This window comes from Pseudomonas sp. (assembly GCF_033723075.1).
Lineage (GTDB): Bacteria > Pseudomonadota > Gammaproteobacteria > Pseudomonadales > Pseudomonadaceae > Aquipseudomonas.
Window position 1 is genome coordinate 114,519 of sequence record NZ_JAWVXU010000016.1, and the last position, 24,243, is coordinate 138,761.

Annotated in this window: 21 protein-coding genes; 13 read left to right on the forward strand and 8 right to left on the reverse strand. The window is 64.4% G+C overall.

Annotation, left to right across the window (positions count from 1 at the left end):
- Positions 1 to 73: 73 nt before the first annotated feature.
- Positions 74 to 1,567, forward strand: coding sequence for an aldehyde dehydrogenase (locus R3355_RS18515; RefSeq protein WP_318962541.1), 1,494 nt, complete (start codon positions 74 to 76; stop codon positions 1,565 to 1,567).
- Between the two features lie 142 nt (positions 1,568 to 1,709).
- Entirely contained in the window at positions 1,710 to 2,873 is a 1,164-nt protein-coding gene (locus R3355_RS18520; RefSeq protein WP_318962542.1) for an MFS transporter, read from the forward strand.
- A gap of 213 nt (positions 2,874 to 3,086) precedes the next feature.
- Here the strand turns inward: R3355_RS18520 and R3355_RS18525 are convergent, their stop codons facing one another.
- The gene (locus R3355_RS18525) at positions 3,087 to 4,508 is read right to left on the reverse strand and encodes a PLP-dependent aminotransferase family protein (protein WP_318962543.1); all 1,422 of its coding nucleotides are present in this window, start codon (positions 4,506 to 4,508) and stop codon (positions 3,087 to 3,089) included.
- Between the two features lie 181 nt (positions 4,509 to 4,689).
- Between R3355_RS18525 and R3355_RS18530 the strand changes: the two genes are divergently transcribed.
- Entirely contained in the window at positions 4,690 to 4,941 is a 252-nt protein-coding gene (locus tag R3355_RS18530; protein ID WP_318962544.1) for a DUF1127 domain-containing protein, read from the forward strand.
- 85 nt (positions 4,942 to 5,026) lie between these two features.
- Here the strand turns inward: R3355_RS18530 and R3355_RS18535 are convergent, their stop codons facing one another.
- Positions 5,027 to 6,340, reverse strand: coding sequence for an FAD-binding oxidoreductase (locus R3355_RS18535; protein ID WP_318962546.1), 1,314 nt, complete (start codon positions 6,338 to 6,340; stop codon positions 5,027 to 5,029).
- A gap of 174 nt (positions 6,341 to 6,514) precedes the next feature.
- On the opposite strand from R3355_RS18535, the gene R3355_RS18540 reads away from it, so the two are divergent.
- The gene (locus R3355_RS18540; protein WP_318962547.1) at positions 6,515 to 6,868 is read left to right on the forward strand and encodes a YkgJ family cysteine cluster protein; all 354 of its coding nucleotides are present in this window, start codon (positions 6,515 to 6,517) and stop codon (positions 6,866 to 6,868) included.
- Between the two features lie 59 nt (positions 6,869 to 6,927).
- Here the strand turns inward: R3355_RS18540 and R3355_RS18545 are convergent, their stop codons facing one another.
- Positions 6,928 to 7,416: an Lrp/AsnC ligand binding domain-containing protein gene (locus R3355_RS18545; RefSeq protein WP_079203848.1), complete on the reverse strand. Its 489-nt coding sequence runs from the start codon at positions 7,414 to 7,416 to the stop codon at positions 6,928 to 6,930.
- Positions 7,417 to 7,571: 155 nt separating this feature from the next.
- Here R3355_RS18545 and dadA point away from each other — a divergent pair, with 155 nt between their 5' ends.
- The 6 genes from dadA (at position 7,572) to R3355_RS18575 (ending at position 14,122) form a co-directional block, all read left to right on the forward strand.
- The gene (dadA, locus tag R3355_RS18550; protein ID WP_318948193.1) at positions 7,572 to 8,870 is read left to right on the forward strand and encodes a D-amino acid dehydrogenase; all 1,299 of its coding nucleotides are present in this window, start codon (positions 7,572 to 7,574) and stop codon (positions 8,868 to 8,870) included.
- On the forward strand, positions 8,845 to 9,195 hold the full coding sequence (locus tag R3355_RS18555) for a RidA family protein (protein WP_318962549.1): 351 nt from the start codon (positions 8,845 to 8,847) through the stop codon (positions 9,193 to 9,195). The genes dadA and R3355_RS18555 overlap by 26 nt, the downstream gene beginning before the upstream one ends.
- Positions 9,196 to 9,523: 328 nt before the next feature.
- Positions 9,524 to 10,612: an alanine racemase gene (gene alr / locus R3355_RS18560; RefSeq protein ID WP_318962550.1), complete on the forward strand. Its 1,089-nt coding sequence runs from the start codon at positions 9,524 to 9,526 to the stop codon at positions 10,610 to 10,612.
- Positions 10,613 to 10,713: 101 nt separating this feature from the next.
- Positions 10,714 to 11,262, forward strand: coding sequence for a cupin domain-containing protein (locus tag R3355_RS18565; RefSeq protein WP_318948187.1), 549 nt, complete (start codon positions 10,714 to 10,716; stop codon positions 11,260 to 11,262).
- Between the two features lie 133 nt (positions 11,263 to 11,395).
- Positions 11,396 to 11,812 (forward strand): c-type cytochrome, encoded by a 417-nt coding sequence (locus tag R3355_RS18570; protein ID WP_318962552.1) that lies wholly within the window; start codon positions 11,396 to 11,398, stop codon positions 11,810 to 11,812.
- A 162-nt stretch (positions 11,813 to 11,974) separates the two neighbouring features.
- Positions 11,975 to 14,122 carry an acetyl-CoA hydrolase/transferase C-terminal domain-containing protein gene (locus tag R3355_RS18575; protein ID WP_318962553.1) on the forward strand — a complete coding sequence of 716 codons (2,148 nt, stop codon included), beginning with the start codon at positions 11,975 to 11,977 and terminating at the stop codon, positions 14,120 to 14,122.
- Here R3355_RS18575 and R3355_RS18580 read toward each other — a convergent pair.
- On the reverse strand, positions 14,106 to 14,678 hold the full coding sequence (locus R3355_RS18580) for a xanthine phosphoribosyltransferase (protein ID WP_318948181.1): 573 nt from the start codon (positions 14,676 to 14,678) through the stop codon (positions 14,106 to 14,108). The two genes, R3355_RS18575 and R3355_RS18580, sit on opposite strands and share 17 nt — an antisense overlap.
- Positions 14,679 to 14,834: 156 nt before the next feature.
- The gene (gene rep, locus R3355_RS18585) at positions 14,835 to 16,844 is read right to left on the reverse strand and encodes a DNA helicase Rep (protein ID WP_318948180.1); all 2,010 of its coding nucleotides are present in this window, start codon (positions 16,842 to 16,844) and stop codon (positions 14,835 to 14,837) included.
- 266 nt (positions 16,845 to 17,110) lie between these two features.
- On the opposite strand from rep, the gene R3355_RS18590 reads away from it, so the two are divergent.
- Positions 17,111 to 18,784, forward strand: a complete 1,674-nt coding sequence (locus R3355_RS18590) for a bifunctional diguanylate cyclase/phosphodiesterase (RefSeq protein ID WP_318962554.1) — start codon at positions 17,111 to 17,113, stop codon at positions 18,782 to 18,784.
- Positions 18,785 to 18,899: 115 nt separating this feature from the next.
- Here R3355_RS18590 and R3355_RS18595 read toward each other — a convergent pair whose 3' ends face one another.
- Positions 18,900 to 20,285: a NorM family multidrug efflux MATE transporter gene (locus R3355_RS18595; protein WP_318962555.1), complete on the reverse strand. Its 1,386-nt coding sequence runs from the start codon at positions 20,283 to 20,285 to the stop codon at positions 18,900 to 18,902.
- 125 nt (positions 20,286 to 20,410) lie between these two features.
- Between R3355_RS18595 and R3355_RS18600 the strand changes: the two genes are divergently transcribed.
- Positions 20,411 to 21,337 carry a LysR substrate-binding domain-containing protein gene (locus R3355_RS18600; RefSeq protein ID WP_318962556.1) on the forward strand — a complete coding sequence of 309 codons (927 nt, stop codon included), beginning with the start codon at positions 20,411 to 20,413 and terminating at the stop codon, positions 21,335 to 21,337.
- Positions 21,338 to 21,691: 354 nt separating this feature from the next.
- On the opposite strand, the gene R3355_RS18605 is transcribed toward R3355_RS18600, so the two are convergent.
- Positions 21,692 to 23,188, reverse strand: coding sequence for a YifB family Mg chelatase-like AAA ATPase (locus R3355_RS18605; protein ID WP_318962557.1), 1,497 nt, complete (start codon positions 23,186 to 23,188; stop codon positions 21,692 to 21,694).
- A gap of 34 nt (positions 23,189 to 23,222) precedes the next feature.
- Positions 23,223 to 23,495 (reverse strand): accessory factor UbiK family protein, encoded by a 273-nt coding sequence (locus tag R3355_RS18610; RefSeq protein WP_318962559.1) that lies wholly within the window; start codon positions 23,493 to 23,495, stop codon positions 23,223 to 23,225.
- Positions 23,496 to 23,902: 407 nt separating this feature from the next.
- Here R3355_RS18610 and glnK point away from each other — a divergent pair, with 407 nt between their 5' ends.
- On the forward strand, positions 23,903 to 24,241 hold the full coding sequence (glnK, locus tag R3355_RS18615) for a P-II family nitrogen regulator (RefSeq protein WP_003096476.1): 339 nt from the start codon (positions 23,903 to 23,905) through the stop codon (positions 24,239 to 24,241).
- Positions 24,242 to 24,243 lie beyond the last annotated feature (2 nt).

The following is a 24,243-nucleotide window of genomic DNA, read 5'->3' on the forward strand; positions in this document are numbered from 1 at the left end:
CGCAGGCCTTGCAGAATTATTGACAGTGCGCGCGCCGAAGCCGCGGCACTTTTTACTGATAGAGGATCCTCGAATGACTAGCTTGACTCGTGCCGACTGGGAACAGCGTGCCGATACCCTGAAGATCGAAGGCCGTGCCTTTATTCATGGCGAATACCGTGCGGCGGTTTCCGGCGCGACCTTCGAGTGCATCAGCCCGGTGGACGGGCGCATGCTGGCAGCGGTCGCCAGTTGCGATCTGGCCGATGCCGAACTGGCGGTGCAGGATGCCCGCAAAACCTTCGATTCCGGCATCTGGTCGCGCCTGGCGCCCGTCGCGCGCAAGGCCGTGATGATCCGTTTCGCCGAGCTGATCGAGCAGCACGGCGAAGAGCTGGCGCTGCTGGAAACCCTCGACATGGGCAAGCCGATCAGCGACGCCCTGGGTATCGACGTCTCCAGTGCGGCCAACTCGATCCGCTGGAGCGGTGAGGCGATCGACAAGATCTACGACGAAGTGGCCGCCACGCCTCATGACCAGCTGGGGCTGGTGACCCGCGAGCCGATCGGCGTGGTCGCGGCCATAGTGCCGTGGAACTTCCCCCTGCTGATGAGCTGCTGGAAGCTCGGTCCGGCCTTGTCCACCGGCAATTCGGTGATCCTCAAGCCCTCGGAAAAGTCGCCGCTGACCGCCATTCGCCTGGGTCAACTGGCCATCGAGGCCGGCATTCCGGCGGGCGTGCTCAATGTGCTGCCGGGTTACGGCCATACCGTCGGCAAGGCTCTGGCCCTGCACATGGACGTCGACACCCTGGTGTTCACCGGCTCGACCAAGATCGCCAAGCAGCTGATGATCTATGCCGGCGAGTCGAACATGAAGCGCGTCTGGCTGGAAGCCGGCGGCAAGAGCCCGAACATCGTCTTTGCCGATGCGCCTGATCTGCAGGCCGCCGCCGAAGCCGCGGCCGGCGCCATCGCCTTCAACCAGGGCGAAGTCTGCACCGCCGGCTCGCGCCTGCTGGTGGAAAATTCGATCAAGGAGCGTTTCGTGCCCATGGTGGTCGAGGCGATCAAGAGCTGGAAGCCGGGCCACCCGCTGGACCCGGACACCAATGTCGGTGCACTGGTCGACGTCACCCAGATGAACAATGTGCTGGGCTACATCCAGGCCGGTCACGACGACGGCGCCAAGTTGGTGGCCGGTGGCAAGCGGGTGATGGAGGAGAGCGGTGGCACCTACGTCGAGCCGACCATCTTCGACGGGGTGAGCAATGCCATGCGCATCGCCCGCGAGGAAATCTTCGGCCCGGTGCTCTCGGTGATCGGCTTCGACTCGGCGGAGGAAGCGGTGCAGATCGCCAATGACACGCCTTATGGTTTGGCTGCGGCGGTATGGACCAGCAACCTGTCCAAGGCCCACCTGACCGCCAAGGCGCTGCGTGCCGGCAGCGTGTGGGTCAACCAGTACGACGGCGGCGACATGACCGCGCCGTTCGGCGGCTTCAAACAGTCCGGCAACGGCCGCGACAAGTCGCTGCACGCCTTCGACAAGTACACCGAGTTGAAGGCCACCTGGATCAAGCTGTAACGTCGATAAGCGACAGGCGGGTAACCGCCTGAAGGTCCGCCCTTCGGGGCCGGTTCTTGATGAGCCACACCTGCGGCCGGGTTTCCTTGGGAAACCCGGCCGTTTTGTTTTGTTCCGGGCCACGACATAAAGGAGTCTGGCAATGCGTTGGGGTACCTATTTCGCGGTCTGTTCGGCGGTCATCAGCATCGGTCTGGCCCTCGGGGTGACCATGCCGTTGGTGTCGCTGCGTCTGGAGAGCTGGGGCTACGACTCCTTCGCCATCGGCGTGATGGCGGCGACTCCGGCGGTGGGTGTCTTGCTCGGCGCGTCCCTGGCGGGGCGGTTGGCGGCGTACTTCGGTACCACTCGGCTGATGCAGTTGTGCCTGCTGGTCGGCGCCCTGTCCGTGGGGCTGCTGGCGCTGATGCAGAGCTATGCGGTGTGGCTGCTGCTGCGCCTGCTGATCGGCGTGGCGCTGACCGTGGTGTTCATCCTCGGCGAAAGCTGGATCAACCAACTGGCCGTGGAGAAATGGCGCGGCCGCCTAGTCGCCCTGTATGGCACCGGCTATGCGTTGAGCCAGCTGTGCGGACCGCTGCTACTCACTGCCCTGGGCACCAGCACCGATCTGGGCTTCTGGGCGGGTGTCGGCCTGCTGATCGGCGGCTCACTGCTCCTGCTGGGGCGCACGGGCGCGCCTCGGGTAGACGGCCACAGCGCTTCGGGGCGTGGCCTGCCGGCGTTCTGCCGCAAGCTGCCGGCCATCGCCTGGGCGGTAATGCTGTTCGCCGGGTTCGAGGCGATGATGCTGACGTTGCTGCCAATCTACGGCCTGCGTCAGGGCTTCACCCAGGAGGTGGCGCTGTTCATGGTCAGCGTGGTGGTGGTCGGCGACGCCGCCCTGCAACTGCCGATCGGCCTGCTGGCGGACCGCATGTCGCGGCGCAGCCTGTTCCGCGGTTGCGGGGTGATTTTGCTGCTGTCCAGTCTGGCGTTGCCGCTGCTGCTGCACACGGCGTTGATCTGGCCGCTGCTGGTGCTGTTCGGCGCCAGCGCCGGCGGGCTGTTCACCCTGTCGCTGATCCTGATCGGCGAGCGCTACCGCGACGATGAGCTGGTGCGCGCCAATGCCCATGTCGCGCAACTCTGGGGCATCGGCTGCCTGGTCGGCCCGCTGGCCACCGGTGCGGCCAGCCAGTGGGTCAGTGGCCATGCGTTGCCGTTGTTGATGGCGCTGGGGGCGGCGGTGTTCGTGGTGCTGGCCTGGCGTGGCCAGGGCGTCGATGACCAGTTTGGTACGGCCGCGCCCGCGCGCGGCGACTAACAGACCGTTGAAAAACTACCTCCGTTGCCTCTCTTGATGAAAGAGAGGGGCGTTAAAAACGGCCTCGCGTGCGAGCCCAGTCCGTTTTGACTCGCTTCGATCGCCCTGCGGGCCAGCCTATGGCTGTTACTCCGCTGCGCTGCGTTTCGGCCATTTTTGTGGGGCCGCCTAGGCATTGTCTTGGCTGCCTCGCCTACATTTTTCAACGGCCTGCTAGTCCAGCTCCGCCAGCAGTTCGGCGACGCTCTCGCCGACCCAGCGGATCGCCTGCTCGATCTCCGCGCTGGGCTTGGCCGCGTAGTTGATGCGCAGGCAGTTGCGGTACTTGCCAGCGGCGGAAAAGATGCTGCCCGGGGCGATCTGCACCTGGTGCGGGCGCAGCATTCGGTTCAGGCGTTGGCTGTCGAAGCCCGGGGCGAGTTCGACCCAGAGCATGAAGCCGCCGCGCGGCTGGCTGACCCGGGTGCCGGGCGGAAAATAACGGCTGACCCAGTCGACCATCTGCTCCAGGCCGCGGGCGTACTGGCTGCGCATGCGCCGCAGGTGCGGCTGGTAGTGGCCGGCCTCGAGGTACTCGGTCAGGGCCAGCTGCGGCAACTGTGCGGTCATCCCGGTGCCGATGTACTTGAGGTGCAGTACCTGCTGCAGGTAGCGGCCCGGGGCGATCCAGCCGATGCGCAGGCCGGGCGCCAGGGTCTTGGAAAAGGAGCTGCAGAACAGCACGCGGCCATCCTCGTCATAGGACTTGATGCTGCGCGGACGCGGGTAGCTGTAGGCCAGTTCGCCGTAGACGTCGTCCTCGATGATCGCCACGTCGTAGCGTTGCGCCAGGGCCAGCAGGGCGCGCTTGTTGGCCTCCGGCATGATGTAGCCGAGCGGATTGTTGCAGTTCGGGGTGAGCTGGATGGCCTTGATCGGCCACTGCTCGAGGGCCAGCTCCAGGGCTTCCAGGCTGATCCCGGTGAGCGGGTCGGTGGGCAGTTCCAGCGCCTTCATGCCGAACCCTTTCAGCGCCTGCATGACCCCGTGAAAGCTCGGCGAGTCCACCGCGACTATGTCGCCGGGTTGGCAGATCGCGCGAATCGCTGCGGATAACGCTTCGTGGCAACCCGTGGTGATAACGATGTCCTGATAGGGAATCTGGCAGCCCGAGTCGAGCATCAGGCGCGACAGCTGCTCGCGCAGGCCCGGATCGCCCTGCAAGCAGCCATAGCTCAGTTCCTTGAGTTGCTGCCGGCGGCTCAGGCGCGACAGGGTGCGCAGCAGCGGCTTCAGGGTCGGGCTGCTGATGTCCGGCATGCCGCGGCCCAGCTGAATCACCTCGCCGCCCGGCGGGACGCTGATCAGCTCGAGCACCTGATCCCATTGCGAGACGTCCACCGGCCGTTGCGCCGCGCGACTGACCATCGGCAGTGCCGGTTTCGCTCGAGTGAGCGGCACGAAATAGCCGGACTTCGGCCGCGGCGTGGCCAGGCCCTGGTCTTCCAGGTGGCGGTAGGCCTGTTGCACCGTGCTCAGGCTGACGCCGTGCTCGAGGCTGAGGGCGCGCACCGAGGGCAGGCGCTCGCCTGGGCGGTACAGGCCTTGCTCGATGCGGGCGCCGAGCTGGTCGGCCAAGTTGACGTAGAGGGTCATTACAGTTGCCCTGATTCTTGAGCGTTAATAAGGCAAGCAATACAGATATCGCATAAATCCATGATTCAGCGGCTTCAAAGCGCCATCTGTGTGTAGTTAATAAGATAATTTTGGATCTGTCATGCCTTTTGTCCGGCGTTCATCATGATCTCCCAGAGTGCTTTCGAGCAGGAGAAAGGTGATGAACGGGCTTGGCGATGCAAGGCTGACAGTGGAGATGAATGAGCCGGTGAGCAGCCGTCCGGCGCCCGCGGCTGGTGAGTCGCGCTGGCTGCTGTTCTGGCGCCGGCTGGGTACCCGCCGGGCGCTGCTCAGGCTGACCGATGCGCAGTTGCGCGATATCGGCCTGACCCGGGTAGAGGCCAACCACGAAGCCTTGCGGCCGTTCTGGACGCTGTGGAGGCCCGGAATCTCAACCCGCAGGCCGGATTAACACTGCAGGTTGTCGCTGCGCTCCGATCGGAACGCCGCCCGACCGCCCTGCGTTCAGCTCGGCCTGAAGGGCATCTCGGCTGCGCCTACAGCAGTTCCTTGAGTCGGTGCCAGAGCATACCCAGGGCCAGCAACGGCGAGCGCAGGTGCTGGCCGCCGGGGAAGGTCATGTGCGGTACCCGGGCGAACAGGTCGAAGCCCTGGCTGGCTTGGCCGGCGATGGCCTCGGCCAGCAGTTTGCCGGCCAGATGGGTGGCGTTGACGCCGTGGCCGGAATAGGCCTGGGCATAGTAGACGTTGGGCTGATCCCTGAGCCGGCCGATCTGTGGCAGGCGGTTGGCGCCGATGCCGATCATCCCGCCCCACTGGTAATCGATTTTCACATTCTGCAAGTGGGGAAAGACGGCCAGCATTTTCGGGCGCATATAGCCGGCGATGTCCGCCGGATCTCGCCCGGAGTAATGGCAGGCGCCGCCGAACAGCAGGCGTCGATCGGCGGACAGGCGGTAGTAGTCGAGGGCCACGCGCTGGTCGCACAGCGCCATGTTCTGCGGAATGATCGCGTGGGCTTGGGCCTCGGACAGCGGCTCGGTGGCGATTACATAGCTGCCGGCCGGCAGCACCTTGCCGCCCAGGTTGCTGTTCAGACCATTCAGGTAGGCGTTGCAGCCGAGTACCAGGTGAGCCGCGCGCACCACGCCCAGGGCGGTGTGTACCCTGACTTCGGCACCGTAGTCGATGCGAGTCACCGCCGAATCTTCGAACAGCTGCACACCCAATGATTGAGCCGCTGCCGCTTCGCCCAAGGCCAGGTTGAGCGGGTGCAGGTGGCCGGAGCCCATGTCGATCAGGCCGCCGACGTAGCGGTCGGAACCCACCACCTCATGCATCTGCTCGGGTTGCAGCAGGCGCATCTCATGCTGGTAGCCGAGACTCTGCAGTTCCGCCTTCTCGGCGGCGAACGCGTCGAGGTGGCTGGGCTTGTTGGCCAGGTCGCAATAGCCCCAGGTCAAGTCGCAGTCGATAGTGAACTGCGCGACCCGGTGGCGGACGATTTCCACGGCTTCCAGGCCCATCAGCTTGAGTTCACGTACACCCTCGGTGCCGATGATCGATTCGAACTGCTCGACGCCATGGCCGACCCCGCGTATCAGCTGGCCGCCGTTGCGCCCGCTGGCGCCCCAGCCGATCTTGTGTGCCTCCAGCAGTGCCACCGAGAAGCCTTTCTGTACCAGTTCGATGGCCGTGTTCAGCCCGGAAAAACCGCCGCCGACGATGCACACGTCGACGCTGAGTTCCCCGCGCAGCGGCGGGTAGGTCAGTTGCCGGTTGACGCTGGCGGCGTAGTAGGAGGCGGCGTGCTGGGCGTTGTGGGTCGGTTGGTGAACGCGGGCGTTCATGTGTGAAATCCTGTTTATTGTGTTTGGAAATTTTTACGCAGGATAAGCGCGGGCTTTGCCTGTCGCCAAGGGGGGATGGCAAAAAACTCGGTTTCCATCGGGATAATCGGTCATTCGGCGGCAACCGATGGCGAGCGGGGTTAAGATGCGCGGAATTCCCACTGGACACTAGCGATGAGTTGTACCGGCCGCAAGATCGATCACCTGCGTTTGCAGATTCCGCGTTTCGACTGCGTGCCCGGTTGCCACGACTGCTGCGGACCGGTCACCGCCTCGTCCGAGGAGATGGCCCGCCTGCCGGTGAAAAGCGACGCCGCCCATGACGCCGCGCTGGCCGAGCTGAACTGTGTGCACCTCGGCCCGCAGGGCTGCGAGGTCTACGAGCAGCGCCCGCTGATCTGTCGTCTGTTCGGCACCAGCAAAAGTCTACCCTGTCCCCATGGCCGAGGGCCGGAAACGCCGATCGAGGCGCAGGTCGAACTGCAGGTGCATCGGCTGATCGCCAGCACCCGCCAGGTGCTGGTGTAGGGCAGCGGTAAGGCATAAGCCCTAAGCTGCAAGCCAGCGCGAACAGCTTGCCGCTTGCGTCACTCCGCAATGGGTAGCGCCAGCGATTCCTTGACCTCTTCCATGACGATATAACTCTTCGATTCACGCACGTGCGGCAGCTTGAGCAGAATGTCACCGAGCAGCTTGCGGTAGCTGGCCATCTCGTTGATCCGTGCCTTGACCAGGTAGTCGAAGTCGCCGGATACCAGGTGGCATTCCAGCACGTGCGGCAGCTTGAGCACGGCGCGGCGAAATTCCTCGAAGGTGTCGCCGGACTTGTAGTCCAGGCTGATCTCGACGAACACCAGCAGGCTGGCCTTGAGGTACTGCGGGTTGAGGCGGGCGTGGTAGCCCATGATGATGCCTTCGCGCTCCAGGCGGCGTACCCGCTCGGTGCAGGGCGTGGTCGACAGGCCGACCCGCTCGCCCAGTTCGGTGAAGGAGATGCGCCCGTCTTCCTGCAGGAAACGCAGGATATTGCGGTCGATCTTATCCAGTTCGCGACGGCTCTGATGCTGGGTACGCATGGGGGATGCCCCTCCGTAGAAGCGGTTTTCGCCAAGTATTCTCGCCAAATATAGTTGTTTATATAGTGAAAAGCACTGGCTGATGCTCCATATACTGCGCACATCAACGCTCAAGACAAAAAACGCCAGCGCATAGTCGCGGCGAGGAGATGACGATGCGGGTTCTGGTGCTTGGTAGTGGTGTGGTAGGTGTGGCCAGTGCGTATTACCTGGCGCGCCAGGGTTTCGAGGTGGTGGTGGTCGACCGTCAGGACGGCCCTGCCATGGAAACCAGTTTCGCCAATGCCGGCCAGGTTTCCCCCGGCTATGCCTCGCCCTGGGCTGCACCGGGCGTGCCGCTGAAAGCCATCAAGTGGCTGCTGCAGAAGCACGCACCGTTGGCGATCAAGGCCACTGCCGATATCGACCAGTACCTGTGGATGGCGCAGATGCTGCGCAATTGCACCGCCAGCCGTTACGCGGTGAACAAGGAGCGCATGGTGCGGCTGTCCGAGTACAGCCGCGATTGCCTCGACGAACTGCGCGCCGAGACCGGCATTGGCTACGAAGGCCGCCGCCTGGGCACCACTCAGTTGTTCCGCACCCAGGCGCAGGTCGACAACGCGGCCAAGGATATCGCCGTGCTGCAGCAGTCCGGGGTGCCCTTCGAGCTGCTCGACCGTGACGGTATCGCCCGGGTCGAGCCGGCCCTGGCCGGGGTCAAGCACAAGCTGGCTGGCGCCCTGCGCCTGCCCAACGACCAGACCGGCGACTGCCAGATGTTCACCGGCAAGCTGGCCGAGATGGCCAGGCAGTTGGGCGTCGAATTCCGCTTCGGCCAGACCATCGAGCGCCTGGATGTTACCGGCGACCGGGTCAATGGCGTGTGGGTCGATGGCAAGCTGGAAACCGCCGATCGCTATGTGCTCGCCCTCGGCAGCTACAGCCCGCAACTGCTCAAGCCGCTGGGCATCCGCGCACCGATCTACCCGCTCAAGGGCTATTCGCTGACCGCGCCTATTACCAATGGCGACATGGCGCCGACCTCGACCATTCTCGATGAGACCTACAAGGTCGCCATCACCCGCTTCGACAATCGTATCCGGGTGGGCGGCATGGCCGAGATCGCCGGCTTCGACCTGAGCCTGAATCCGCGCCGCCGCGCGACCCTGGAGATGGTCGCTGGCGATCTCTACCCGCAAGGTGGCGACTTCAAACAGGCGGAATTCTGGACCGGCCTGCGCCCGGCCACCCCGGACGGCACGCCGATCGTCGGCGCCACCGGTTTGCGCAATCTGTTCCTCAATACCGGCCACGGCACACTGGGCTGGACCATGGCCTGCGGTTCCGGTCGTTTCCTCGCCGATATGATGGCCTCGAAGCGTCCGCAGATCAGTGCCGAGGGCCTGGATATCTTCCGTTACAGCAACTCCAAGGAGTCTTCCAAGCATGTCAGTCCAGCGCCTGCGCACTGAAACCCGTTACAGCGAAATCAACATCCACAACGGCACGGTCTACCTGGCCGGGCAGTTGGCGGATGATTACAGCGGCGACATCGTGCAGCAGACCCGCGAGACCCTGGCCAACATCGATGCGATGCTGGCCGAGGCCGGTAGCGACAAGTCGCGCATCCTCTCGGTGACCATCTATCTCAAGGATATGGCCCGCGACTATGCCGGCCTCAACCAGGTATGGGACGCGTGGGTCGCACCTGGCGCCGCGCCCGGCCGCGCCTGCGTCGAGGCGGCGATGTATACGCCCGAGGTGTTGGTCGAGATGATGGTGGTGGCGGCCGTTTAACAGGTTGTTGAAAGCCCCTCTTGATAAAAGCGAGGGGCGTTAGAAACAGGTTCGGGTGTGAGCCCAGTGCGCTTGATTCGCCCGCTCACCCTAAGGGCCAGTTGTTGGCTGTTACTTCGCTGCGCTGCGTTTCTCGCCTGTTTTTGCGGTCTGTCTCGGCTGTCTCGCCCATGTTTTTCAATGGCCTGTCAAGCCTGTGCCCGCCCGTTTGAGTTGGCTCTTGTCCGGCTGTCCCGCCGGGCTTTTTTAATTTGCAGTCCGCAGCCCGTGCGCCGGGTTGCGCCGAACAACCCTGCTACCCGGCCCACGCCCGATACTCGAGAAGACCATGCGTCCAGCCCGTGCCCTGATCGATCTGCAAGCCCTGCGTCACAACTATCAACTGGCCCGTGAAGTATCCGCTGCCAAGGCGCTCGCGGTGATCAAGGCCGATGCTTACGGGCATGGCGCCGTGCGTTGCGCGCAGGCGCTGCAGGCGCAGGCCGATGGTTTTGCCGTGGCCTGCATCGAAGAGGCGCTGCAGCTGCGCGAAGCCGGCATTCGCGGGCCTATCCTGTTGCTGGAAGGCTTCTTCGAGGCCGACGAGTTGGCGCTGATCGAGCAGCATGATCTGTGGTGCGTGGTGCATGCGCTGTGGCAGCTGGAGGCCATCGAGCGCTCGTCCGTGCGCAAACCGTTGACGGTATGGCTGAAGCTGGACTCGGGCATGCATCGCGTCGGCCTGCATCCGGCCGACTACCAGGTGGCCTATCGCCGTCTGCTGGCCAGCGGCAAGGTGGCAAAAATCGTCCTGATGAGCCACTTCGCCCGTGCCGACGAACTGGATTGCCCGCGCAGCAGCGAGCAACTGGCGGTGTTCGAGCAGGCGCGGCAAGGCCTGGTGGCGGACGTCAGCCTGCGCAATTCACCAGCGGTGCTCGGTTGGCCCCAGCTGGGTTATAAAGAGCGGCCGAGTGACTGGGTGCGCCCCGGCATCATGCTCTACGGCGCCACCCCATTCGAACAGGCGCAGGCCGTGGCCGCCCAGTTGCGGCCGGTCATGACCCTGGAATCGAAGATCATCAGTGTGCGCGAGCTGCCGGTCGACGAACCGGTCGGCTATGGCGCGCGCTTCGTCACCGAGCGGCCGACCCGGGTCGGCGTGGTCGCCATGGGCTATGCCGATGGCTACCCGCGGCATGCGCCGAGCGGCACGCCGGTGGCGATCGATGGCCGGCTCAGCCGGCTGATCGGCCGGGTGTCGATGGATATGCTCTGCGTCGATCTCAGCGACCTGCCGCAAGCCGGCCTCGGCAGTCGGGTCGAGTTGTGGGGCAAGCAGGTCCTCGCCAGCGACGTGGCGGCCTGCGCGGGCAGCATTCCCTATCAGCTTTTTTGCAACCTGCGCCGGGTGCCGCTGCTCTATTCCGAGGGCTGAGAGGGGGTTGGGCAGAATTTGCGATCAGGCTGTTGTAAATACTGAACGCTGTTGCCATGATACGGACACTTTTCCGTATCTTCCCGAGGGGGACTCCAGCATTGGACGTCGGTGTTCGACTGCAATCCATTCGCAAACTCAAGGGCCTGTCCCAGCGTGAGCTCGCCAAGCGGGCCGGCGTCACCAACAGCACCATTTCGATGATCGAGAAGAACAGCGTGAGCCCCTCGATCAGTTCGCTGAAAAAGGTGTTGGCGGGGATTCCCATGTCGTTGGTGGAGTTCTTTTCCCAGGACGCGGAGCCGGACAGCCATACCCAGGTGGTGTACCGCGCGGCCGAGCTCACCGATATCCATAGTGGTGCGATCAGCATGAAGCTGGTGGGCAAGACCTACCCGAATCGTGCCATTACCCTGCTCGACGAGACCTATCCGGCCGGCTCCGATACCGGTGAAGATATGTACACTCACGAAGGCGAGGAAACCGGCCTGCTGGTGGAGGGGCGCCTCGAGCTGACCGTCGGCGACGAGGTGTTCATCCTCGAACCGGGCGACAGCTACTACTTCGAGAGCAGCAAACCGCACCGCTTCCGCAACCCGTTCGACCAACCGGCGCGGCTGGTCAGTGCCACCACGCCGGCGAATTTTTAAACGGCAGCGTGCAGCTCAAACCAATAACCCTGCGACAATCTGGGTTGTTTCAGCCTGGCGGGCTTCCCGTTATACTGTCGCCCGCTCGCGAAACCGTGGCCGCGGGCGTGACTAGCCACGATGAGGGTGTACCGTGAATCTGATTAAGAAAATGCTGGTAGCGCCGGCTGCCGTCTTGGCCCTGTGGGCAGTGACTGCTCAGGCCACGACCGATGAGGCCATCGCCGAACGCCTGAAACCGGTCGGTGAAGTCTGCATCATGGGTGAAGAATGCAAGGGTGTGGGCGCCGTAGCCGTTGTTGCCGGCGGTGGCGCACGGACTGCCGATGACATCGTGGCCAAGCACTGTGGTGCTTGCCATACCGCCGGCGTGCTCGATGCACCGAAGATTGGCGATACCGCTGCCTGGCAGGCCCGTGCGACCAATGGTGTTGACGGCTTGCTGGCGAACGCCATCGCAGGCATCAACTCGATGCCGCCGAAGGGCACCTGTGCCGATTGCTCGGACGACGAACTGCGTGCTGCCATCGAGAAGATGTCCGGCCTGTAAGCGCAGGCGCTCTAAGAAAACCGCCCTCGGGCGGTTTTTTTGTTTTTCCGTGCGGCGTTGGCGTTTCCATTCGCCGCCGCGGGTCCACACTGCTATGCAGATGGCGCCACAGCATTGCGCGCCGCCGATCCCGAGCCAGCCACTCACCCTGCAGGGCATTGGATGCACAAGCGCTGTTCCATCGAGCAAGCAGTCGACCGCGTACTCGCCGAACTCGACGGCCCGATCCGGCTCGGCCTGCCCCTGGGCTTGGGCAAACCCAACCAGTGGGTGAATGCGCTCTATGCGCGGATCAAGCGCTTGCCCGAGCGCCAACTGGTGATCTATACCGCACTGTGCCTGGGCCGCCCGCCGCTCGGCTCGGGATTGTCGCGGCGCTTTCTCGAGCCCTTCGTCGAGCGTGTGTATGGCGATTATCCGGAGCTGGATTTTCTCGCCGACCTGCGTCGCGACCGCTTGCCGGTCAATGTGCGCGTTGAGCAGTTCTTCCTGCAGCCGGGCAGCCTGCTCGACAGCACCACGACCCAGCAGAACTACATCAGCAGCAATTACAGCCACGTCGCCCGCGACCTGAATGACAAGGGCCTGAACCTGATCGCCCAACTGGTCGCCGAGGACTCGCAGCGCCCGGAGCACTTCAGCCTCAGCTGCAACCCGGATATCACCCTGGATCTGCTGCCGCTGCTGGAGCGCCGCCGCGCCGCTGGCGAAACCATTCTGTGTCTGGCCCAGGTGCACCGGGCACTGCCCTATATGGCCGGCGATGCCGAAGTGCCGCGCGCCACCTTCGACCTGCAGTTGCTGGAAGAAGACTGCAGCACGCTGTTTTCCACGCCGAATATGCCGGTGACGCTGCAGGACCATTGCATCGGCCTGCATGCCAGTGCCCTGGTGCGCGACGGCGGCACGCTGCAGATCGGCATTGGCGCCGTGGGTGATGCCTTGACCGCCGCCTTGCTCGCGCGGCAGGCGGATAACGCGGCCTACCGGGCGGTGCTGGACGAACTGCGCTGCACCAGCCATTGGGCCGCCGAGATTGACAAGGACGGCGGTGTGCAGCCCTTTACCGAGGGGCTTTACGGCTGCAGTGAAATGTTCGTCAACGGCCTGCTGGCCCTGGCCGATGCGGGCATCGTACGGCGCCCGGTATACCCCGAGTTGCGTCTGCAGCAGTTGACCAATGGCGGGGCGCTGGATGAGCAGGGTAGGCCGCGCAGCGTGCAGGCCTTGCTCGATGCCGGCCTGGCACCGCAACTGGATGCCACGGCGCTGCGCTGGTTGCAGGCCAGCGGTTTGCTGGCCGACTCCATTCGCTGGGTCGAGGGCTGCCTGCTATTGCCCGAGGGGCAATCGCTTTGCGCCGATCTGCGCGACCCCCACAGCCAGGCTGGTTTGCAGCCTTATTTCGGCGCGGCGCGCGGCGGCGTGGTGGTGCACGGTGGTTTCTTTCTCGGCCCGCAAGCCTTCTATCAGCGCCTGCGCGAGCTGAGCGCGGAGCGCTTGGCCCGCTTCGCCATGACCGGCATTGGCTTCATCAACGAACTGCACGGCGACGCAACGCTCAAGCGCCTGCAACGCCGCGACGCGCGTTTTATCAACACGGCCTTCACCATGACCCTGATGGGCGCTGGAGTTGCCGACCAGTTGGAGGATGGCCGGGTGCTCAGCGGCGTCGGCGGGCAATACAACTTCGTCGTCCAGGGCCATGCGCTGCCCGGGGCGCGCTCTATTCTGCTGCTGCGCAGTTGGCGCGAGGCGGACGGCAAGGTCCGCTCGAACCTGGTCTGGGATTACGGCCATGTGACCATTCCACGGCATCTGCGCGATATGGTGGTGACCGAGTACGGTATCGCCGACCTGCGCGGCAAGACCGATGCCGGGGTTATCGAGGCGCTGCTCAAGATCAGTGATTCGCGCTTCCAGCCCGGGTTGATCGAGCAGGCCCGGCGGGCCGGCAAACTGCCCAAGGATTTCCGCCTCGATGCGCGCTTCACCGGTAACCGCCCCGAGCGCTTGCAGGCTGTGCAGGCTCGGCACCCGGCGCTGTTCGAGAGCTTGCCCCTGGGCAGCGATTTCACTCGGGTCGAGCGCGAGCTGTTACCCGCGCTGAGTTGGCTGAAGAGCCGGGTGAAATTCGCCCATGGCCTCGAGCTGGCCGTGGCGCTGCTACGCGCACCGGCGCCGGCGGCTTACCCCACCCATCTTCAGCGCATGGCCCTGGCGCAGCCGCGGCGCTTGGTCGACAAGCTCTATCGGCGTCTGCTGTTGGCTGCGCTGCGCATAACTGCAGGCGCTAATCGAGAAAGCTGACCCGCCCATCGCTCAGGGAGCTGATGCGCGCCAGAGATTCGACCCGGTAACCCTGGGCATCCAGCTCGGCGCGGCCGCTCTGGAAGGATTTTTCGATCACCACGCCAATCCCGGCGATGCTCGCGCCGGCCTGCTGGATCAGGTCGATCAGCGCCTGGGCGGCATGCCCGTTGGCGAGAAAATCGTCGATCACCAGCACATGATCGCTGGCCGTCAGGTGCTTGGCGGAAATCGCGATGGTGCTTTCGGTCTGCTTGGTGAAGGAAAACACCTTGGAGATATAGAGGTCGTCCTTGAGCGTCAGCGACTGGTATTTGCGCGCGAAGATCACCGGCACGCCCAGCTCCAGGCCGGCCATGATCGCCGGGGCGATGCCCGAGGCCTCGATGGTGACGATCTTGCTGATGCCCTGACCGGCGAAACGCCGGGCGAATTCGTGGCCGATTTGCTGCATCAGGGTCGGATCGATCTGGTGGTTGAGAAAGGCATCGACCTTGAGCACCTGCTCGGACAGCACGATGCCGTCCTGGCGAATCTTCTGTTTCAACGCTTCCACGCGGTTCCCCTCGTTATGAACGTAGCCCGGATGCAATCGGGGACGGTTTCTCCCGGATTGCATCCGGACTACGGAATCGATTTATTTTTTATGGCCTGCCATCCCTGGCGGCCACCCTGCGGGCCGTCGCTGCGCGACGTTAAAAATGACGGCCGGTCATTTATTCAGCATGGCGCGCATGTTGGCCAGCGCCGAGTTACCGGTGGCGGCCTTGACCTCGGGAGGCGCGTCGTCCTGTCCTTCCCAGACCAGGTCTTCGGGCGGCAGTTCGTCGAGGAAACGGCTCGGTGCGCAGTCGATGATCTCGCCGTACTGCTTGCGCTTGGCGGCGAAGGTCATGGTCAGGTTGCGCTTGGCGCGGGTAATGCCGACATAGGCCAGGCGCCGCTCTTCCTCGACGGTATCGGCTTCGATGCTGGAGCGATGCGGGAGGATTTCCTCCTCCACGCCGAGGATATACACCGATGGATATTCCAGGCCCTTGGAGGCGTGCAGGGTCATCATCTGCACGCCTTCGGCGCCTTCCTCTTCCTCCTGCTGACGTTCCAGCATGTCGCGCAGCACCAGCTTGCCGATGGCATCCTCGATGGTCATCTCGCCGTCTTCGTCGCGCTCCAGGGTGTTCTTTAGCGCCTCGACCAGAAACCAGACGTTGCCCATGCGCGCATCGGCGACCTTGTCGTTGGAGGCGTTCTGCCGCAGCCAGTTCTCGTAGTCGATATCCATCACCATGCTGCGGATGGCCGCGATCGGATCGTTCTGCGCGCACTCCTGGCGCACCCGGTCCATCCACTTGGTGAAGCGCGCCAGGCGTTCGGTAAAGCGCGCATCGAGGTGTTCGCCCAGGCCCATCTCGCCGGCGGCAGCGTACATGCTGATCTTGCGACTGGTGGCGTAGTTGCCGAGCTTTTCCAGGGTGGTCGAGCCGATCTCGCGGCGCGGCACGTTGATCACCCGCAGGAAGGCATTGTCGTCGTCCGGGTTGACCAGCAGGCGGAAGTAGCTCATCAGGTCCTTCACCTCCTGGCGGGCGAAGAAGCTGGTGCCGCCACTCAGGCGATAGGGGATCTGGTGGTGCTGCAACTTCAGCTCCATCAGTTTGGCCTGGTAGTTGCCGCGATAGAGGATGGCGTAGTCGCTGTAGGGGCGCTGGGTGCGCAGGTGCTCGGTGAGGATTTCCAGGGCCACCCGCTCGCACTCGGCGTCTTCGTTCTTGCAGCGGATCACGCGGATCTCGTCGCCCATGCCCATCTCGCTCCACAGCTGTTTCTCGAAGGCGTGGGGGTTGTTGGCAATGAGGATGTTGGCGCACTTGAGGATGCGGCTGGTGGAGCGGTAGTTCTGCTCCAGCATCACCACCTTCAGCGAGGGGTAGTCCTCCTTCAGCAGCATCAGGTTTTCCGGACGGGCGCCGCGCCAGGCGTAGATCGACTGGTCGTCGTCGCCGACCACGGTGAACTGGTTGCGCATGCCCACCAGCAGCTTGACCAGCAGGTACTGGCTGGCGTTGGTGTCCTGGTATTCGTCGACCAGCAGATAGCGGATGCGGTTCTGCCATTTTTCCAGGATGTCCGGATGCTCCTGGAACAGCTTCACCGGCATCAGGATCAGGTCGTCGAAGTCCACCGCGTTGTACGCCTTGAGCGTGCGCTGGTAGTGCAGGTAGACGATCGCGGCGGTCTGTTCTTTGGGGTTGCGCGATTCGGCCAGGGCCTGGTCGGGCAGGATCAACTCGTTCTTCCAGCTACCGATGTAGTTCTTGATCTCGTCGGCGCCGTCATCGCCGGAATATTCCTTCTGCATGATGTCGCTGAGCAGCGCCTTGATATCGCCTTCGTCGAAGATCGAGAAGCCCGGCTTGTAGCCCAGCGCCGCGTATTCCTTGCGGATGATGTTCATGCCCAGGTTGTGGAAGGTCGAGACGGTCAGGCCTCGGGCCTCGGGGCCCTTGAGCAGGCTGCCGACCCGCTCCTTCATTTCCCGCGCGGCCTTGTTGGTGAAGGTCATGGCGACGATATGCCGCGCCTGGATACCGCAGTTCTGTACCAGGTGGGCGATCTTGCGCGTGATCACGCTGGTCTTGCCGGAGCCGGCACCGGCGAGCACCAAAAGAGGGCCGCCGACGTAGTTCACGGCTTCCTGCTGCCGGGGGTTCAGTCGGGACATTGGATCAATCACCTGGGAAGTGGGCGCGCATTTTAGCAGGCCCTGAGATTTGTGCCTGAATCCTCTGGCGTTGTGCGATGGAGTACGTACTGGCAGTAAGCCACGCTTGGTTATTTCGTGTAATCCAGTACTCTGCTACCACTTGTCGGTTTTTTGTCTTTACTGCAGGATGCACGAAGCAGCACTCGGATGTGCCTGATTAGACGCCGATTACGGCGCATAAAGGCGGGTTTCCGCCGACCATCTTTAAGGCCTGGGGAGGTTGATTGTCCGCGCTCGACGAACCCTTGCGGTTGGTTCTGCTGGCTGAAACGCCAGAATGGCCCGAGCTATTGCGCGAGCGGCTAGGCGCTTTGGGCAGTATCTTCCCGCTGATTACCGCGCCCACCTGGGCGGCGGCCAGCAGCCTGTTCGATACCCGGATCAATGGCCTGCTGCTGACCACGGAGGCGCGCCGACCCGCGCCCGGGGTCTGTCCTCTGCCGATCATCTTGCTGCTTGAGGAGGAACCTGTCGAAGCGCCTGCAGGGGTCTGCGACTGGCTGGTGCGTGACGGTCTGAGCGTCGATGTGCTGCGCCGCTGCCTGCGCTACGTGCGCGAGCAGGGCCGTCTGCAGGAAACCCTGCAGCGCCTGGCTGAGCAGGATGCGCTGACCGGCATCGCCAATCGACAGGGCTTCCAGACCCTGCTTGCCGCCCGCCTGGCCGAATGCCAGGGCCGCGGCCTGGCCCTCGCTCACCTCGACCTGGACAATTTTCGTCATGCTAACGATGCCCTCGGCCACCAGGCCGGCGATCACCTGATTCGGCAGGTGGTGACGCGACTCAAGGCGCAGCTGCAGGCGGGGGATCAGATCGCCCGCCTGGGTGGTGACGAGTTTGCCCTGCTGCTCGATGTGCGCAGTGACCCGCAGCGTGCACCGCGTCTGGCTGAACGCATTAGCGAAGTCCTGGCTGAGCCCTACTGGGTCGACGGCGAAAGTCTGTTGATCGGTTGCAGCATTGGGCTGGCCTACGCCCGTGCCGATGCTGGCGCCGATCCGTTGATGTGGCATGCGCACATCGCCATGCAGCAGGCCAAGAGCCAGCAAGGCTGCACCTTTCACGTCTTCGACGAGCGGATCAATCGCGGCGCACGCAGCCAGGCCGAGCTGGAAAGTGAGTTGCGCCGAGCCCTGCGGCGCGACGAACTGGAGCTGCATTACCAGCCTCGCCTGTGTTTGCAGACGGGGCGCATTGTCGGCCTGGAAGCGCTGGTGCGCTGGCGCCACCGCGAGCGGGGGCTGCTGGCGCCGAACGAGTTCGTGCCACTGGCCGAGGAAAGCGGGCTGATCGTGCCCCTCGGCTACTGGGTTATTTCCCGCGCCCTGCGCGATATGCAATGGCTGCGCGGCCGCGGTCTGCCGGCGTTGCACATGGCGGTCAACCTGTCGTTCCGCCAGTTTCAGGACAGCCAGTTGTTGGCGACCCTCAGCCGCTTGATCGAAGAGCGCGGCGTCGATGCGCGCTGGCTGGAGTTCGAGTTGACCGAGACCGCCGTGATGCGCCGCAGCGATCAGGTGCAGCAGACCATGCTGGCACTCGGTCGACTGGGCGTGCGCTTTTCCCTGGACGACTTCGGTACGGGGTTCTCCTCCTTCGTCCACCTCAGCAGCCTGCCGATCGCCCTGCTGAAGATCGACAAGAGCTTCGTCGGCGACATGCACGAGCGCCCGGAGAGTCGGCAGTTGGTCCGCGCGATGATCAATCTGGCCCACAACCTCAATCTGCAGGTGGTCGGCGAAGGCGTGGAAAACGCCGAGCAACTGGCCCTGCTGCGCGAGTTCGGCTGCGACCAGGTGCAGGGCTATCTGATCAGCAAGGCGATCCCGCTGAACGATCTGGCGCGCTTCCTGGTGTTCGGCATGCGTCAGCCGCTGTTGGGGTTGCTCAAGCCCTGAACCCGTCTGTGCCGGGCACGCCGGCGGACGCCGTTGCGTAGGGTGCGTTGCGTGCTCAGTTCCAGCCTTGGTGCGAAACGCTCCGGTGCGCGCAGCCTAGGCGGCCCCGCGCGCCCTACGAGAGGCAGGCCTCTCCTTCCAGCTGCGGCGGGCGCAGCAGCCGCGCGGTCTTCCACTCGAAACCCAGGGTCAGGCCGATGGCCGCGCACGCCAGGCCGCTGGCCAGGCCCCACCATACGCCTGGTGCGCCCCAGCCGAGGGGAAAGGCCAGGGTCCAGGCCAGCGGCGCGCCGATCAGCCAGTAGCAGCCGAGGCCGACGAAGAAGGTGGTCTTGGCATCCTTGAGGCCGCGGATTGCGCCCATGGCGATGGTCTGGATGCCATCGAAGAACTCGAACCAGGCGGCAATCGCCAGCAGGGCAATGGCCAGGGCCGTGACCTCGGCATAGGCCGGGTCGAGTCGATCGAGAAACAGGCCTACCACCCACTGGGGCGCCAGCCAGAACAGCGCGGCGAAGCCGAGCATGCAGGCCGCGCCGAGGCCGATACCCAGGCGTCCGGCGCGACGTGCTTGGAGCAGGCGGCCGGCGCCGAAGTGCTGGCCGATACGGAAGGTCACCGCATAGGACAGCCCCACCGGCACCATGAAAGCCACGTACACCGACATGATCGCAATCTGGTGCGCGGCCAGTTGCAGGCTGCCGAGCGCGCCCATGCACAGCGCGGCGAAGGCGAACAGGCCGGCCTCCACCGCATAGGTGCCGCCAATCGGCAGGCCCAGGCGCAGCAGTTCCTTCAGTTCGATCCAGCGCGGACGCAGCATTCCGCACCACAGCGGGTAACCGGCATAGGCGCTGTGGCACAGCACATGCCAGGCCAGCAGCAGGGCCATGACATTCATCACCAGTGCGGTCACCAGGCCGATCCCGGCCAGGCCCAGATGCGGCAGGCCGAACCAGCCCTCGATCAGTGCGTAATTGAGGATCAAGTTGGCCAGTGCACCACCAATGCTGATCGCCATCACCGGGCCGGGGCGACCGATCGCGGCGGTAAAGCCGCGCAGCGCCATGAAGGTCATATAGCCGGGCAGGGCGAATACCAGGGTGGCGAGAAACTGCATGGCGGCAGTGACGTTCACCGACAACTGGCCGACATGCAGCAGCGCCGGCTCAAGGTTCCACAGGGCTACTCCGGCCAGCAACGCCAGGCCCCAGCCCAGCCACAGACCGTTCTGGGTCAGGCGGGTAACCCCGGCGGCATCGCCAGCGCCGTGACGAATCGCCACCAGATTGCCGACAGCTGCGATCACCCCGACACAGAAGATCGACACGAAGGAATAGCTGGCCGCACCCAGGCCGCCACCGGCCAGGGCCGAGGGGCCGAGCAGGCCCATCATCACGGTGTCGGTAAAGACCATGAGGACGTGCGCCAACTGGGCGGCGATCAGCGGGCCGGCCAGGCGCAGGATGGCGCCGAGCTCGTCGCGAAAAGTGTGCGGCATGATGAGTATGGCTCAGTAAGAAGGCTTGCCCGGGTTGTCCGGGCGAGCGGAGAATGTCGCTATTCTCGTGAGTCGGCAGCATTGGCACAAAAGGAAAAAAACCATGTCAGGCATGATTATTACTCATGGATAAAAACCGTCGTCTAGCGCCGCTGTATGCCCTGCGCGCCTTCGAGGCGGCGGCCCGGCACAGCTCCTTCACCCGCGCCGCCGAGGAGTTGGCGATCAGCCAGAGTGCGGTGAGCCACCATGTGCGCACCCTGGAACAGCACTTCGCCTGCCGCCTGTTCGAGCGCCAGGGCCGCAATCTGCAACTGACCGAACCGGCGCGTCTGCTGCTGCCGGGTTTGCGCGACGGCTTCGATGCTTTGGAGCGCGCCTGCACCTCCCTGCGTGCGGACGATGCGGTGCTGCGCCTGAAGGCGCCCTCGACCCTGACCATGCGCTGGCTGCTGGCCCGCTTGTCGCGCTTCCGCCTGCAGAACGCCGACATCGAGGTGCAGCTGACCAGCGCCTGGATGGACGTGGACAAGGTGGATTTCCAGCGCGAGCCGTTCGATTGCGCGGTACTGCTGGGCAACGGCGAGTTTCCGGATGAGTGGGGCAGCACGCTGCTATTCGCCGAATGGCTGATCCCGGTCTGCGCGCCCGAAGCGGCCCAGGACGGTCCCTGGGAACTGGCCAGACTGCAAGGCGCGGAACTGGTGCATCCGACTCCGGATCGCCGCGATTGGCGCCAGTGGCTGCAGGCCATGGGCCTGGCCGAACAGGTGCCGCTCAAGGGCGGCCAGGTGTTCGACACCCTGGAGCTGGGCATGGTCGCCGCCGCCCGCGGTTATGGCGTGTCGATCGGCGACCTGGTGTTGGTCGCCGAAGACGTCGCCCAGGGCCGCCTCGGCCTGCCCTGGCCCTGCGCGGTGCCCAGCGGCTGCAGCTATTACCTGGTCTGGCCCAAGGCCCGGCGCGGCCAGGAGCGTTTCCAGCGGTTGCGCGATTACCTGGTTGCCGAAGTGGCGGCGATGCAGTTGCCGCAGGTGCGGCGCCTGATTTGACCTTTCCCTGGGGGCAGGGAAAGGTCATCTACTCGTTACGTGCTGCGCACGAAGATCGGATGGGCTGAGGCGGAGCGCCACCCGGCCCAGCCTGCAAAGGCGAGGTGCAACAGTTGATGGGCAGATAGCATTGGAAGGGGGCGTTCTGATGAGAGATTCCCTGTCGTCCAGACGCCGCGCTGTCGCGCAGCAAACTGGGGGGCAGCTGCGTCTATCGGCTTGTGGGTGCCTGTAGGCGCGGGGGGCGCCTAGTTCCATGCCCGCGACGCGGTTCGCGGGCGTGGCCCGCTCCTGCATAAAACTTAATACCCAATAAAATCAATAACATAATAGTTATTTGATAAGGGGCAGCGCTCAGCTCTGCGCATGCCCGCGGTACTGCAACGCTTCTGCCAGGTGGCTGCGGGCGATCTGTTCGACCTGCTCGAGATCGGCCAGGGTGCGCGCCACCTTGAGTACCCGGTGCGCCGCGCGCAGGGACAGACCGAGGCGTTCGCAGGCGCTTTCCAGCCAGCCCTGATCGACGGCGTGCAGGCCGCAATGCTGGCGCAGGCCGGGCAGGTCGAGAAAGGCATTGGCCACGCCCTGGCGCAGCACCTGTCGTTGTCGGGCGCGCGCCACCAGGGCGGCGCCGGTGGCCGTGTCGGCGCCTTCGCTGGGCGGCACATGCAGGGCGGTGGCTTCCCGCGCCACCGTGACATGCAGGTCAATGCGGTCGAGCAGGGGCCCGGAGAGCTTGCCGCGGTAGCGCTGGATCTGTTCGGTGCTGCAGCGACAGCGGCCGCTGGGGTCGCCGAGAAAACCGCAGGGACAGGGGTTCATCGCCGCGACCAACTGGAAACGCGCGGGAAAGCGCACCTTGTCGCGGGCCCGGGCGATGACGATCTGCCCGCTTTCCAGGGGCTCGCGCAGCACCTCCAGGACCTTCCGGTCGAATTCCGGCAGTTCATCCAGAAACAGCACGCCCTGGTGGGCCAGGGTAATTTCCCCCGGTTGCGGACGGCTGCCGCCACCGACCAGGGCCGGGCCGGAGGCGCTGTGATGCGGGTTTCTGAAGGGTCGCTGCGGCCAGGCATCCAGCGGGGTGTGGCTGGCCACCGAATGAATCGCTGCGACTTCCAGGGCCTCCTGTTCGTCCAGTGGCGGCAGCAGGCCGGGCAGGCGACTGGCCAGCAGGGTCTTGCCGGTGCCCGGAGGACCGGTCAGCAGCAAGTTGTGCGAGCCGGCCGCGGCCACCAGCAGGGCACGCTTGGCGGCGACCTGGCCCTGCACTTCGGCCAGGTCGGGGTAGGGCTGGGTGCGGCGCAGCAAGCCCTGGGCCTGGTAGGGGGCGATGGGCGTCTGGCCGTTGAGGTGGGCGGCCAGCTCGAGCAAGTGCTCGACTGCGATGACCACCAGTCCGGAGGCCAGGCTGGCTTCTTCGGCGTTGGCTTTCGGCACCACTAAGGTGCGTCCGGCGGCGCGGGCCGCCAGTGCCGCGGGCAATACACCCCGCACTGGGCGCACGGCGCCGGACAAGGCCAGTTCGCCCAGGCACTCGAGCTGCTCCAGGGCAGTGGCCGGCACCTGGCCGCTGGCGGCGAGAATCCCTAAGGCAATTGCCAGGTCGAAGCGCCCACCGTCTTTGGGCAGGTCGGCCGGGGCCAGGTTGAGGGTGATGCGTCGTGGCGGGAAGTCGAAGGCGGAATTGAGGATGGCGCTGCGCACCCGATCCTTGCTTTCCTTGACCGCGGTCTCGGGCAGGCCGACCAGCGCCAGCGACGGCAAGCCATTGGCCAGGTGCGCCTCGACGGTTACGGCGGGCGCTTCGACGCCGACTTGGGCGCGGCTGTGGACTATGGCCAGGGACATCGATCACTCCTTGATCGTCAATCGTCCGAGCGGGTTACTCGGTGGGCGGCGTGGCGTCTTGCGCGGTGCATGCTTCCAGTTTGGCGACCTTGGCTTCCAGTGCTTCCAGGCGGGCGCGGGTGCGGGCGAGCACGGTCATCTGGCTGTCGAACTCTTCCCTGCTGACCAGATCGAGTTTGCTGAAACCGCTCTGCAGCAAGGCTTTGAACTGGGCTTCGAATTCGCTGCGCGGCAGCGGCGTTTCGCCGTTGAACAGGCGCGAGGCGTGGGCACTGAGTGCGTCGAGCAGGGCTTTGGGCGGCAACATGGCAGGGTTCCAGTGACAGACGGGGCAGTGTAGCACGCAGTTGCGCCACGGGCCGGGGCGAGCACTTCTGCACACTTTTTGTGCGCGGCTGGTTGCGTGCGCGCACTGTTATCGTGCGCTGTTCGCCTGCTGTGGCCATGTCGAGAACAGGATTTTCATGGTAACTGTTTGAAAAGGCGTAGCTTTATGCGATCTGGCAAGCTTTCTGCTTAGTCGCTTGTGACGAATGCACCGATGCGGTTCCGGTGCGTTAGGCGAAGCGGGAAGTGTTTCGTCAGGAGCGGTTGGTGAGTATCGCTGTTGTCCCCTGGGGCGAGCGATGCATTACAAAAGCCAGGCACAGCGCTTAGACTTGATCCGGGTTCGTAATTCCTGGGGCAAGTCCACCTTACACGGGAGAAAGATTCATGAAGCTAGTCACTGCCATCATCAAGCCGTTCAAGCTGGACGACGTCCGCGAGTCACTGTCGGAAATCGGCGTGCAGGGCATCACCGTCACCGAGGTCAAAGGCTTCGGTCGGCAAAAGGGTCACACCGAGTTGTACCGCGGCGCCGAATACGTGGTCGATTTTCTACCCAAGGTAAAGATTGACGTGGCCATCGCTGACGACCAGCTGGATCGCGTCATCGAAGCCATCACCAAGGCTGCCAACACCGGCAAGATCGGCGACGGCAAGATTTTCGTCGTCAACCTGGAGCAGGCGATCCGCATCCGTACCGGCGAAACCGATACCGACGCGATCTAACG